Raw genomic sequence first — 12,352 nt, 5'->3', positions numbered from 1 at the left:
CTAGTTCTTGTCCATGAATGGGACCTCCAGATGGGCGTTCGGTGCAGGCTTAAATCACCCGAAATTCCAATCACGTCAGTTCCCAAAGGTCTGGCAGGATAGGGTCATGGCCAATCCAGCGAAATCTCTCACCGAAGAAACCCTTGAAGTAATGAAAATGGCATTAGACCGCCGTGATGAAGTTTTTGCCATAGTGGATCAGGCTACAGACTGGGAAACTGCAATAGCTGATCTGGCTAATCTTTTCGGCGTTGATCAAGACCTCTGTGCATCAGTGATGAATTTGCAGATCAGAAGCTGGTTGCCTTCATGGCGAGCTCGCGTCGATGAAGAATTGGAAAAACATGTGGCTACGCGCATACAGGGATCGGCCCCGTAATTGGAAGAGTTTGAAAGGTTCGGAGCGCAAATGTGGATTCGAACATGACTGCCAACTCGACAAGCAAAGAATCCGTTGCAGCGGAATATTCGATTGATCCACAGACGCTGCGTGAAATTGTTACCGACGTTTCAGCCGTGGAGGCAAGAATCCTCCATCTGGAAGAACTCGGGACACCAGGCGAAGCAGAACGCATCGGGTGGCTGAGAATGACCGGGCGACTGGAAGAAGCCGAAGAGCTGGCATGGAGCTGCCTGCGTCGAAGCGGCTTTGCCAGCCAGGATTTCGCGAGCAGCAATGCACTGCCCTATTCTGGCGTTGCTGCAGCGCTTCGCTTAGCCCATGTTCTGCATTGGCAGGGTCGTTTCGAACTCGCCCAGGCAATCTTTGAGTCAGCGCGAGCGTCTATTCAGAATAGGGACTGCTCCTCCGCTGCAGAGAAACACGTCGCCACCACCCTTGAAGCTTTTGCCCTGCAACACCATGGCAAGCTCTATTTCGACCGGGGCCTGATCGGCCAAGCCCTGGACTGTTTCCGCAGTTCCCTATCCCTAAGGCAGAGGCTGAACGCCTCTGAAGATCAACTCGCATCTTCGCGTCTGGCGATAGCAGCAGCGGAATCCCGCATCTAGGGCTGGCCTTGTACCTTTTCGGGAAAGCTACGGCCAATGAAACAAGTTTGCCCGCGCTTCGTTCCCGCATAGGCTGAACCCATGGGTCCTTCACTGCTGCTAACGCCAATGACCGAGGTGGATGCAGATTTCGTTGCGCGCCTGGCTGCAGACGAACGCGTCATGGCCCATATCGGCGACGGAAGCACTTGGAGCCTGGAGTACACCGCGCAACGCGTGGATCATGCCCTGAGCAGTCCGGAGATCTCCTGGTTTATCGCGCGCCGCCAGAATTCTCCGGTTGGACTTTTCACCGCTACCGAACGCAGGCATGCCACCGAAATCGGCTATTGGATCGCCCCGGAATGCTGGGGCCAAGGCTTGGCGAAGGAAATAGTCAGCGAGGGGCTCGCGCAATTGCAGGAAACCGGTCGAAGCGCATTTATCGCTCGTGCCGATGCCTCGAATATCGCCTCGCTGAAAGTGCTTGCCCGTTACGGGTTCATCGCGCAGGCGAAGGAAGGCCCTGGGCTCATAACGTTGACACGGGTTCTTCCCACTGTACCGGTGCCGCCAGCCAGCTAGGGCGTGTAGGTTTCCGATGGGCGGAGCCTATCGGGTGCTTCTTCCTCTACCGTAGCGCTCGGGGTCGCCGGTTCTTCGAGGTGGGTTCCGGCGCCACGCTGGATAAACAGCACCGCTGCCCAGCCTGCCGCGATGAGGACGGCAACGGCCAGGATCCCGAGGAAGAACACCAGCAGCACAGCACCGCATGACCGCAATCCCTTCACTTCAAGCCTCTTCCCTCATCTAGTCGCCTTGTCGGGATATCCCAGATCAAGTGTAGTCCTCAACCTGTCCAACCCGGGCATGGCGACAAAGCAAAATGCCCTGCCGCTTCCCGATCATCAGGAGAGCAGCAGGGCATCTGGCAGGCCAAAAGCCTAGCGCTGGGACGCGCCGAACTTCTCGGTAGCCGCAGCCACCGCCGCGGCACGAGCCTCGGACGCCTCGTCGGCGGTCAGGGTGCGGTCGGCGGCACGGAACCTCAGGCCGAAGGCCAACGACTTCTTGCCGTCTTCGATGCCCTGGCCCTGGTACACGTCGAACAGCGCGATGTCTTCGAGCAGTTCACCGGCGCCTTCGCGAAGGGCGGCAAGCACATCTCCAGCCACGACGTCCTGGTCGACAACCAAGGCCACGTCCTGGGTAGCCAGCGGCTGGGCGGACAGGTGCTGCTGGGCAACAACCACTGCAGGTGCAGCAGCCATCAGTGCGGCAGCATTCAGTTCCATGGCCACGGTACGTGCTGGCAGGTCCTGGTCCTTGAGCAGCTGCGGGTGCAGTTCACCGGCGTAGCCAACGACCTGCCCGGAAACCTTCAGTACTGCAACACGGCCCGGGTGGAAGGCCTGGTGGCTGCCCTGGGCAACCTCAAGCTCAACGCCGAGGACATCTGCCGCGCAGTGCGCCGCATCCAGCGCGTCGGCCCAGTCCCAGGCACGCGGTGCGAAGCCGGCCGCAGCCGATGCTTCGCGGCCGGTGAGAACCGCGGCCAGGTGCCATGGCTGGTCAGGGACGCCGTTGAGCAGCTCGGCCAGGACCTCATCGCTTGGCTTTTCACCTAGCGGAGGCAGAACCGAGGAGCCCAGCTGCGTACCTGGCAGGAAGACGAGGCCTCCTTCATACAGCGCCAGGTCGCGGAAGCCACGGCCGATGTTGCGGCGAGCGGTTTCCAGCAAGCCCGGCAGCAGCGAGGTGCGCAGGAAGCGGAATTCCTTGGAAATCGGGTTGGCCAGCGAAATGGCCTTGACCTCGGTACCGGCTTGCGCAGCACCAAAGGTGCTGTTCTGCGCTTCGGAAACGAACGGGTAGTTCAAGACCTCGGTCAGCCCTGCATCTGCCAAGCCCTGCAGCAGGCGGCGGCGCTGGGACTGGGCGCGGGTCAGGCCACGGCCCGGAGGGGCCACAGGCAAGGTCGCCGGGATCTTGTCATAGCCGACTACGCGGGCTACTTCCTCGACCAGGTCTTCCTTAATGTCCAAATCCGGGCGCCAGCTTGGTGCGGTGACCAGGAAGCCCTCGGCGTTCTGCTCAACGCTCGCGCCGATGCCTTCCAGCGCGGTGATGGTCTGCTCATCGGTGTAGTCCACGCCGATCAGGGCTCCCGCGAAACCTGCCGGCAGCTGGATCTGGGTGTCGGCAGGAATCTGGCCCGCGTCGGTGGCCTTGGCGGTTTCGGTGCCGCCGGCCAGCTGCACCAGCAGGTCCACGGCACGCTGGGCCGCGATCTGCATGATGCGTGGGTCCACGCCGCGCTCGAAGCGCTTGGAGGCTTCGGAAGGCAGCTTGTGGCGACGGCGCGAACGGCCGATGGACACGGTGTCGAAGTGAGCGGCTTCGATCAGCACGCGGCTGGTCGAATCCGAGACCTCGGTGGCCGCGCCGCCCATGACGCCGGCAATGCCAATGGCGCCGGACTCATCGGTGATCAGCAGGTCCTCGACCGACAGCTCGCGTTCCTTGGCATCCAAGGTCACCAGCTTTTCGCCGGCGTTGGCGCGGCGCACGGTAATCGCACCGGCCAGCTTGTCAGCATCGTAGAAGTGCAGTGGCGCGCCGAGTTCCAGCATGACGTAGTTGGAGATATCGACTACCAGCGAGATCGAGCGCATGCCGGCCAGCTGCAGGCGCGAAGCCATCCAGCGCGGGGTCGGGAGGCTCGGGTTGATGCCGGTGACCTCGCGGGTCACGAAGCGGGTGCAGCCCGGTACGCCGTAGATCGGCGCCTCGTCGCGGAGCACTACCTCATGGCCGGCTTCGGTGGCTTCCGAAACGGTCACGATCGATGCGGGATCGGTGAAGGAGGTGCCGGTGGCCAGCGCGTATTCGCGCGCTACGCCGCGGATCGAGAAGCAGTAGCCGCGGTCCGGGGTCACGTTGATCTCCGCCGCCTGGTCATCCAGGCCGAAGAGCTCGAAGACGTCGGTGCCCAGTTCCGGGTCCAGGCCCAGCTTGGACAGGACCATGATGCCGTCGTGGTCTTCGCCGATGCCCAGCTCGCGGGAGGAAGCGATCATGCCCGCCGAGGTGTGGCCATAGGTCTTGCGCGGCGAGATCTTGAAGTCCCCTGGCAGCACGGCGCCGGGCAGGGTGACAACGACCTTGTCGCCTTCCACGAAGTTGTGCGCACCGCACACGATCCCCTGCACGCCCGAGGGGTCGATGCCCTTGCCGGTCAGGGTCTGCTCGGCGCCTTCTGGAACCACGCGAACCTGGCACCAGTTGATGGTCTTGCCATTGGAGGCAACTTCCTTTTCCAGGGAAATCACCTGGCCGACCACGATGGGGCCCGAGAGCTCATCGCTTGGACGGTGGACATCTTCTTCTTCGAGGCCGACCTTGACCAGGTCTGCCATGACGTCTTCAGCCGATGCGTCGGCTGGTACCTGCGCGTACTCGCGCAGCCAAGATAGTGGAATACGCATTGCTTAGATCTCCATCCCGAAGTGCTGGCTGAAACGGATGTCGCCCTCGATCATGTCGTGCATGTCTGGGACATCGTTGCGGAACATGAGCGTGCGCTCGATGCCCATGCCGAAGGCGAAGCCGGAGTACTCTTCGGGATCAATGCCAGCTGCGCGCAACACGTTCGGGTTGATCATGCCGCAGCCGCCCCACTCGATCCAGCGCGGTCCGCCCTTGGCACCTGGGTGCCAGATGTCCAGCTCTGCCGATGGCTCGGTGAACGGGAAGTAGGCAGGGCGCAGGCGGATCTGCGCTTCGGCGCCGAACATCTGCCGGGCGAAGTGCTCCAGGGTGCCGCGCAGGTCGGCCATGGTCAGGCCCTTGTCCACGGCCAGGCCTTCGAACTGGTGGAAAACCGGGGTGTGGGTGGCATCGAGCTCATCGGTGCGGAAGGTGCGCCCAGGGCACAGCACGTAGACCGGCACATCGCGCTCGAGCATCGAGCGGACCTGCACCGGGGAGGTGTGGGTACGCAGCACCAGGTGCGCGTCGGCAGGCTCCACGAAGAAGGTGTCCTGCATTTCGCGGGCAGGATGGTCCGGCTTGAAGTTCAGCGCGTCGAAGTTGAACCATTCGGATTCGACTTCCGGGCCCTCGGCGATTTCCCAGCCCATGCCGACGAAGATGTCGGATACACGGTCCTGCAGGACCGAGAGCGGGTGGCGGGCGCCAACGCTGCGGCGGCGGGCGGCGGCGGTGACATCCACGGTTTCTTCGACCAGGATGCGGGCGGCTTCGGCTTCTTCGAGCACGGTGGTGCGGGCAGCCAGGGCCTTGTTGACCCGTCCGCGGGCACCGCCGACGAGCTTGCCGGCAACAGCCTTCTGGGTCTTGTCCAGCTTGCCGATCTGGCGGTTGGCCAGGGACAGCGCGGACTTCTCGCCGGTGTGGGCCAGGCGCGCTTCCTTCAGCTCGTTCAGGTCGCCAGCGGCCTGGATGGCTGCCAGGGCGGCGTCGACCGCGCCCTGGATGCCGGCTTCATCGGTTGGGTGCGGAACATTGGACTCCCCGACAGGAGCTTGTTCAGTTGTCTGATCAGACATGGGATCGATCGATCCTTACTCTTATCTTGTACTTACGCGTAGAACACTTTGCTTCCATTCTATGGCTAAGGGCCCGTGATCGTTTCACCGATGACGGGCCCTTGGCGTGAAGCTTCTTACCTTGAAGCAGGATTGCTGCTCATTAATGCGATTCCTTGGCACCCTTTGGCGCGAAAGCGGCAACGAAGACGAAGGTCAAAACCAGCAGCGCCCCGCCGAATACTGCGGAGTAGAACATGGTGTGGTCAACCTTGGCGGTAGCCTGGTAGGTGGCGGCGCCCTTGATCATATCGAAGGTGACGGTGTGGTGCTCGACGGTACCCGGGGTGTGCGAGGTGACTGCGCCGGGGAAGGTGACGTGCAGGTTCGCTTCGGTGAAGGAAGAATCCACGGTGGCTTTGTCGCCCGGCATCGAGAAGGAGTATTCCTTCCCGTCATCGCCCAGGTTGATTTCGAAGCCGAAGACGCGGAATGCGTCAGCCAGCTGGACGTAGGTCATCGGGCTGGTGGTTTCAAAGCGCAGGCCGACGTTTTCGCCATCATCGATGTTGCTGTAGCTCCACTGGTCCCCCAGCTGCTGTTCCATCATTTCGATGTCGATCTGGCTCTCGAGGACTTCTTCAAAGCTGACGCCATTGAGCGTCGACTTGTGCAGGGTCAACTGCATGGCCCCGGCGACCTTGTCTTTGCCCAAGACGTTGACTTCTGCGTTCATGTTGACGCAACCAGAAAGTGCTAGGACGGCGGCGAAGGCCAGAGCGATAACGCTCATAAATCGCTTCACGAAAAGTGCTCCTCAAAATATCGGCTATAGGCACAGTGCCAGAAGTTGGCGCGGTAACAAGCTTACGGGTGTTTAGTGCTGCGCCCCGGCACGTGCCTGGGCCAGGCATGCCGCCACGATCGGCGCATCGGCCGGAATCCACGGGACGACGGCGGACAGCGAGTCATCGAGTTCCAGCCAGGCCAGCTGGTCATGCCCGTCCAGGGTCGCTGGCTCGCCCTCGGTGATCTGGGCGAACCACATGCGCATGGCAGCCTTCTCGTTCAGCTGCCACCCTTGGGGATGCGGGCCTGGGATGGGCGCGCCAAGACGCATCTGCACCCCGAGTTCCTCGCGCAGCTCGCGGTGCACGGCCTGGACTTCGCTCTCGCCGGGTTCGACTTTTCCACCGGGGAATTCCCAGAGCCCGGCAAGGGCTTGAGGGCGGTTGCGGCGCGCGGCAAGCAGCCTGGTGGGCCGGGCCAGGTCATCGACGATGGCCACGGCAACAATTTGCTTGAGTTCAGCTGCCATGGGAGTCCAGTGCGCTCCGATTCGCTGAGCGCTGGGCGCGGGCCGAAGCGTACAGGCAGACGGTGGATGCGGTACCCACGTTCAGGGATTCGGCAACACCGTAGAGCGGCACGGCCACGCGGTAGTCGGCGGCGTCCTTCTCGTGCTCCTCCAGCCCCTGGCCTTCATTGCCGAACAGCCACAGGGTTGGCGCTTCCAGCACCGGCTGTGCTTCTGGCGCTTCGGTGTCTGGCTGGCTTGCACGCAGCACGGCGGCATCCTGCAGGGTGTCCAGGTTGTGCGACGCATAGCCGTCGGCGGCCAGGATCTGGCTTCCGGTGGTCTTCGCGGCGGCGACCAGGTGGTCGAATTCGATGTTGTTCAGCACCGGTACGTGGAACAGCGAGCCGGCGGTGGAGCGCACGGCCTTCGGATTGTAGATATCCACGCTGCCCTTGGTCAGGATCACCGCATCGGCTCCGGCGGCATCGGCGGCACGCAGGATGGTGCCGGCATTGCCCGGGTCCTGGATGCGGCAGAGCACGGCGATCAGCTTCGGTTTGGTGTCCAGCACCTCGCTCAGCTGCGGCTGGGACATGGCGACCACGGCAAGAATGCCCTGCGGGGTCTGGGTGTCAGCCATGGCGTGCAGCACTTCGCCGGTGACGATGCGGGTTGGAACCTTGGCGCTATCGAGCAGCTGCACGAATTCTTCGTGGCTCTCCAGAAAGCCGCCGACAACATAGACGCCCTGGACCAGGTTGTCGTCCTCCAGATGGGCCTTGAGTGCTTCGCGTACCGCCTGCGGGCCCTCAACGAGGTATTCGCCGGTGGCTTCGCGCCCCTTGCTCTTGGCCAGACGCGCGATGGCCTTGACTCGTTCGGCGCGTGGATTGGACATCACTTCTGGAGGAAAACTGCTCATGTCTCGAGAATACCGGTAGAAACACGCAAAGGGCGGGTCCGCGCTGTGCGCGGGACCCACCCTTCGGTGTGATCTGTCCTACCTGAGCCTCAGCTCAAAGGGAGAAGAGATTTACTTCATCTGCTGACGGGATTCGCCGCCAGCTGGTTCGAAGCCTGCAGCCTTGGCAGCTTCGATGGAGTTGAACCAGAACTCGGCTTCGGTCTGGTCGTACCAGGTCGAGCCTGGAACGTGGTACTTGTTCGAGCCGGCGTTGCCCTTGATGATGAAGCCCTCAGGTGCGTCTTCGCCTTCAACGGCCTTGACTACGCCTTCGCCCTCGACGGACTTGGCAGCAGCCTTTGGAGCCTTGGCAGCCTTAGGTGCAGCAACCTCAGCAGCGGCAGCCTTTGGGGCGTTGACGTCAGCTGGAAGTGCATCCTTGGCAAGCTTTACCAGGGTAGCGAAAGCGTTCGAGTCCGAAACAGCCAGCTCTGCGAGCATACGACGGTCAACCTCGATCTGAGCAGCCTTCAGGCCCTGGATCAGACGGTTGTAGGTCATGCCGTTGGCGCGGGATGCAGCGTTGATGCGCTGGATCCACAGGCGGCGGAAGTCGCCCTTGCGCTTACGGCGGTCGTTGAAGCTGTAAACGAACGAGTGGAGCAGCTGCTCCTTGGCCTTACGGTACAGGCGCGAACGCTGACCGCGGTAACCCTTTGCGCGTTCCAGAACGACGCGACGCTTCTTGTGGGCGTTTACTGCCCGCTTCACACGTGCCACGTGTGTACTCCTTCAAGTCAGTTCCCCAGTGCCCGCGATTTTGCGGGATGGGTGAAATCTATGGGTGGTGGGGTATTGCTTCCCCGTATTGCGAAAGGGAGAGCTTAGAGGCCCAGCATCCGCTTGATGGTCTTTACATCGGCCTTAGCGACGATCTGGTCAGAAGCCAGGCGACGGGTAACGCGCGAGGACTTGTGCTCCAGGTAGTGGCGACGGTTGGCCTGCTGGCGAGCGAGCTTACCGCTACCGGTGAGCTTGAAGCGCTTCTTGGCGCCACTGTGAGTCTTGAACTTCGGCATAGCTGCCGTTCTCCTTACGTGCTCCACCCGGTAAAGCACCGGGTGGGGATCATCCGAAGCGGGCCCCGATAAAGGTGACCGCTGTTGTTCTCTTGTAGTTGGACCTTCCCGGAAGAAGATCCTTCACCGTGAACGGTGACGGGCTCGAAAGCCCAACAGGCTTGGCTAGGCGTCGCCTTCAGCTGCCTGACGTGCCTGCTCCAACTTGGCGCGGGCTTCATCATCCATGGAAGCTGCGACATTCTGGCCCTCGGTCTCAGCCGGCGCGTCGGTGCGGATCTTTCGCTTGGCCGCGCTGCGGCCACCCGACTTCTGCTGCTGTTCGCGGCGAGCCTCTGCCTTGTTCTTCAGCGGACCAACAACCATGACCATGTTTCGGCCATCGATGCGCGGGCTGGATTCAATGATTCCAACTTCGGCGACGTCTGCTGCAAACTTTTCAAGCAAGCGAATGCCCATCTCTGGACGCTGCTGCTCACGACCACGGAACTGGATCATGGCCTTGACCTTGTCGCCGGCGCCCAGGAAGCGCAGTGCGTGGCCGACCTTGGTCTCGTAGTCGTGGGTGTCGATCTTCAGGCGGAAGCGGACTTCCTTCAAGACCGTGTTGGTCTGGTTCTTACGAGCTTCGCGAGCCTTGACAGCGGCTTCGTACTTGTACTTGCCGAAATCCATCAATTTGCACACTGGAGGCTTGGCGCTGGGTGCCACCTCGACCAAGTCCAGATCGGACTCTAGAGCAAGACGAAGCGCGTCCTCGATACGGACGATGCCTACCTGCTCGCCATTAGGGCCGACGAGACGTACCTCTGGCACGCGAATGCGCTCATTAATGCGTGGATCGCTGATGTGTCACTCCTGAAATTCGTAATCCATGACCGCAAACAAAGAAGGCCCCCGTCTGCGATTGCAGGCGAAGGCCAAAAAGAACGACAAAGCCGAACACGGGATTGCTCCTGCGTAAGCGCTTGGGGAATGCATTGCTGCAATCCTGCCGAAATACCCGGAAGCCTGGAAACGGCGACAGCGGGTGGGAGTTGGCCTCCACTTGCATGGCTCAATACTAGTACGAATCCCTCATCCAGTGCTAGCTGGAGAACTGCGAGAAGTACCGGCATCGAGTCGGTCTGTGACAAGCTTAGCAGTATGACTAACGAAGACACCAACTCGCACCAGCACGCTGTCGACCAGCAGGTGCGCGATATCGCAGAAGTTGCAGCCGTTGAAATCATCACCACGGCCGCCGTCCACCTGATGAGTGCAGCAGCAGTCAAGTGCGGACTTGCAGAGGGCGAAGATGCCAATGAGCTGAAGGATCTCGATGAGGCCCGCAAGCTGATCACCGCACTGGCAGGCCTAGTCACCGCCGGTGCGCCTGAGATCGGCTCGCAGCACGCAGCGCCTTTGCGTGACGGCCTGCGCAGCCTGCAGCTGGCCTTCCGCGAAGCTTCAATCATCCCGGATGCACCAGGCAAGGGCCCGGGCGAGAAGTTCACCGGACCGGTCAACTAGGTAATATTGGTTGAATTTTAAGAGATTAACATCATGGACTCGTTTCCCCAGGGAAACGGGTCCATTTGTTGTTTGGATCACCAAGCTAGGTTGGAATCATGCAGATGCTCGAACAACCAGTGATCGACGCCGGTGCTTTCCGGCTCCGCCCCTTCCAGCCCAGCGACATTCCTGCCGTGAGGCAGGCCTCCACGGACCCCTACATTACGCAAATCACCACGGTCCCGGCGCAAGGAACTGAAGCCGGCTATGCGGCATTCATCGAGCGCCAGCACCGCCGGGTGGCCGAGGGCAGCGGGTATTCATTTGCCATAGCCGAAACGGCCACGGATCGTGCCGTTGGGCAAATCGGCTTGTGGCTGCGCAATGCCGACCACGGCAGGGCCAGCATCGGATACTGGATCGCACCGGAGCACCGCAGGCGCGGCATTGCCAAGCACGCGTTGGCTGCGCTCGGCGCCTGGGCATTGGAGCATCCGGGAATCGACCGGATCGAGCTCTACGTGGAGCCGTGGAACGAGGGGTCGTGGCGGGCCGCTGAAGCGTGCGGCTTCCAGCGTGAAGGCTTGCTGCGCAGCTGGGAACAGGTGGGCACCGCACGCAGGGACATGTACATGTACTCGCGGCTCAGGGCAGCTCCACCAGCCTAGGCGATCGTTTCCAGGCGACGGCGGCGGGCGCGGCGAACGCGGCGGCGGATCTGCTGCGCAATCAAGGCAATCACCACGACCACTGCAGCCATGGCGCCGATGCCAAGGAAGGCCGGGGCGGGTCCGAGGTTGTCGACGAATATGCCGGTGATCGGCGATCCCAACGCGGTGCCAGCGGTCATCGCAGAGCCATACCAGCCCATGGCTTCGCCGCGACGCTTTTCGGCCACCAAGTCGGTGAGCCACTCAGAGGCCGCCGACAGCGTCGGCGCGCACAGGAAGCCGGGGAGTGCGGAGAACAGCGCCAATGACCAGGTATCCCACGCGAAGTACATGGGGATCGTCAGCACGGCCATGCTCAGCAGCAGCACCAGTGGAGAAATAACCCGCTTCATCGACCCGTAGATCAGGCCGCCGACCAGCGAAGCTCCGCACCAGAAGAAGAACACCAGACCCAGCTGGTGGCTCTGCGCCGACGCGTCCAATTCGGCCACGATGGCCACTTCTGTGCCGGTGAGCAGCATGCCTGCTCCGGCCGCGGCAATGAATACTGCCAGGACCGAAGCGCTGACCCAGTTGAAACGGTTCTTGAAGTTGCGGCCACGCTGCTTGATGCGGGCGCGGGCAGACTTCATGCCGGCTGCGATCAGCTCGCCCTCGACTTCGGGTACACCCATCGGCGCGGCCGCAATGAAGCTGGCCTCCGCCCCCAAGCGTTCCTCGTGCACGTTGGCCCGCGAGGCGATCGCCTTGGGATCATCGCTGCGCGTTGGCGGATTCAGGATCATCAGCGCCAACCCGGCAACCGTCGAGGTCACGCCGATGACGCTCAATCCAATGACGCTGCTGATCTGGGTGGCGACAATGCCGGCGCTTGCAGGTCCGACGATGAACACCAGTTCGGTGGCGGTGGCATCCAAGGCGAAGGCGGTACGGCGTTGTTCGCCGGTGGTCATGATGCCCAGCGCGGTACGCACCACTGAGAAGACCGGTAGCGCGAAGAGTCCGCCGATGAAGGCCAGCGGGTACACCCAGACCAGTGGAACATGCGGCACCGTGCACCAGACGAGTGTTTCGACGATCACCGATGGGATCATCGCGCGGCGCAATCCCCAGACATCTACGCGGGCACCGCGCCACGGGGCGCCAATGGCGATGCCCAAGGTCATGACGGCCGTGACCAGACCGGCCGAAACCCAGGATTGGCCGAGGTTGTTCACCAGATGCAGGAGCAGCAGCATGCTCAATGCGGAGTGCGGAAGTCGGGCAATCATGCCAATCAGCAACAAAAGTGAGATCTGCGGTTGACGCAAAATCTGCCAATAGCTTTTCATGCCCGGAAAGTTCCTTGTCTGGTCGAAAGGAGC

15 protein-coding genes are annotated in these 12,352 nt (G+C 61.9%); 5 read left to right on the top strand and 10 right to left on the bottom strand.

The window, feature by feature from the left end; translation table 11 throughout:
* The first annotated feature begins 106 nt into the window (after nt 1–106).
* The 3 genes from M2368_RS08890 to M2368_RS08880 all read left to right on the top strand — a co-directional run bounded on the left by M2368_RS08890 (nt 107) and on the right by M2368_RS08880 (nt 1,575).
* Entirely contained in the window at nt 107–379 is a 273-nt protein-coding gene (locus tag M2368_RS08890; RefSeq protein WP_133832943.1) for a hypothetical protein, read from the top strand.
* Nucleotides 380–423: 44 nt separating this feature from the next.
* Entirely contained in the window at nt 424–1,011 is a 588-nt protein-coding gene (locus M2368_RS08885; protein ID WP_133832944.1) for a hypothetical protein, read from the top strand.
* Nucleotides 1,012–1,092: 81 nt separating this feature from the next.
* On the top strand, nt 1,093–1,575 hold the full coding sequence (locus M2368_RS08880) for a GNAT family N-acetyltransferase (protein WP_498724359.1): 483 nt from the start codon (nt 1,093–1,095) through the stop codon (nt 1,573–1,575).
* On the opposite strand, the gene M2368_RS08875 is transcribed toward M2368_RS08880, so the two are convergent.
* The 9 genes from M2368_RS08875 to infC all read right to left on the bottom strand — a co-directional run bounded on the left by M2368_RS08875 (nt 1,572) and on the right by infC (nt 9,639).
* On the bottom strand, nt 1,572–1,781 hold the full coding sequence (locus tag M2368_RS08875; protein ID WP_105658142.1) for a hypothetical protein: 210 nt from the start codon (nt 1,779–1,781) through the stop codon (nt 1,572–1,574). The genes M2368_RS08880 and M2368_RS08875 overlap by 4 nt on opposite strands.
* A 153-nt stretch (nt 1,782–1,934) precedes the next feature.
* Entirely contained in the window at nt 1,935–4,478 is a 2,544-nt protein-coding gene (gene pheT, locus M2368_RS08870; RefSeq protein WP_498724358.1) for a phenylalanine--tRNA ligase subunit beta, read from the bottom strand.
* A 3-nt stretch (nt 4,479–4,481) separates the two neighbouring features.
* A complete protein-coding gene (pheS, locus tag M2368_RS08865) occupies nt 4,482–5,561 on the bottom strand; it encodes a phenylalanine--tRNA ligase subunit alpha (protein ID WP_105661889.1) in 1,080 nt (359 codons plus the stop codon).
* A gap of 142 nt (nt 5,562–5,703) precedes the next feature.
* Nucleotides 5,704–6,345, bottom strand: coding sequence for an LppM family (lipo)protein (locus tag M2368_RS08860; RefSeq protein ID WP_146112307.1), 642 nt, complete (start codon nt 6,343–6,345; stop codon nt 5,704–5,706).
* 72 nt (nt 6,346–6,417) lie between these two features.
* Nucleotides 6,418–6,858, bottom strand: coding sequence for a (deoxy)nucleoside triphosphate pyrophosphohydrolase (locus tag M2368_RS08855; RefSeq protein WP_105658146.1), 441 nt, complete (start codon nt 6,856–6,858; stop codon nt 6,418–6,420).
* Nucleotides 6,848–7,762: a TrmH family RNA methyltransferase gene (locus tag M2368_RS08850; protein ID WP_498724357.1), complete on the bottom strand. Its 915-nt coding sequence runs from the start codon at nt 7,760–7,762 to the stop codon at nt 6,848–6,850. The genes M2368_RS08855 and M2368_RS08850 overlap by 11 nt, the downstream gene beginning before the upstream one ends.
* Nucleotides 7,763–7,873: 111 nt before the next feature.
* On the bottom strand, nt 7,874–8,524 hold the full coding sequence (gene rplT, locus M2368_RS08845; RefSeq protein ID WP_105658148.1) for a 50S ribosomal protein L20, sunset domain variant: 651 nt from the start codon (nt 8,522–8,524) through the stop codon (nt 7,874–7,876).
* 104 nt (nt 8,525–8,628) lie between these two features.
* Complete coding sequence (rpmI, locus tag M2368_RS08840; RefSeq protein WP_013348480.1) at nt 8,629–8,823, bottom strand: 50S ribosomal protein L35; 195 nt, start codon at nt 8,821–8,823, stop codon at nt 8,629–8,631.
* A gap of 165 nt (nt 8,824–8,988) precedes the next feature.
* Nucleotides 8,989–9,639, bottom strand: coding sequence for a translation initiation factor IF-3 (gene infC, locus M2368_RS08835; RefSeq protein WP_388023856.1), 651 nt, complete (start codon nt 9,637–9,639; stop codon nt 8,989–8,991).
* A gap of 330 nt (nt 9,640–9,969) precedes the next feature.
* Between infC and M2368_RS08830 the strand changes: the two genes are divergently transcribed.
* Both M2368_RS08830 and M2368_RS08825 read left to right on the top strand, forming a co-directional pair.
* Nucleotides 9,970–10,335 carry a DUF1844 domain-containing protein gene (locus tag M2368_RS08830; RefSeq protein ID WP_013348478.1) on the top strand — a complete coding sequence of 122 codons (366 nt, stop codon included), beginning with the start codon at nt 9,970–9,972 and terminating at the stop codon, nt 10,333–10,335.
* Between the two features lie 104 nt (nt 10,336–10,439).
* Complete coding sequence (locus M2368_RS08825; protein WP_286134277.1) at nt 10,440–10,985, top strand: GNAT family N-acetyltransferase; 546 nt, start codon at nt 10,440–10,442, stop codon at nt 10,983–10,985.
* Here M2368_RS08825 and M2368_RS08820 read toward each other — a convergent pair.
* The gene (locus M2368_RS08820; RefSeq protein ID WP_105658151.1) at nt 10,982–12,319 is read right to left on the bottom strand and encodes an MFS transporter; all 1,338 of its coding nucleotides are present in this window, start codon (nt 12,317–12,319) and stop codon (nt 10,982–10,984) included. The genes M2368_RS08825 and M2368_RS08820 overlap by 4 nt on opposite strands.
* Nucleotides 12,320–12,352: the final 33 nt, after the last annotated feature.

It is taken from the genome of Arthrobacter sp. JUb119 (assembly GCF_024807995.1).
Lineage (GTDB): Bacteria > Actinomycetota > Actinomycetes > Actinomycetales > Micrococcaceae > Glutamicibacter.
The sequence above is the reverse complement of the archived record's forward strand: the minus strand, read 5'-3'. Positions and strand labels throughout refer to the sequence as shown.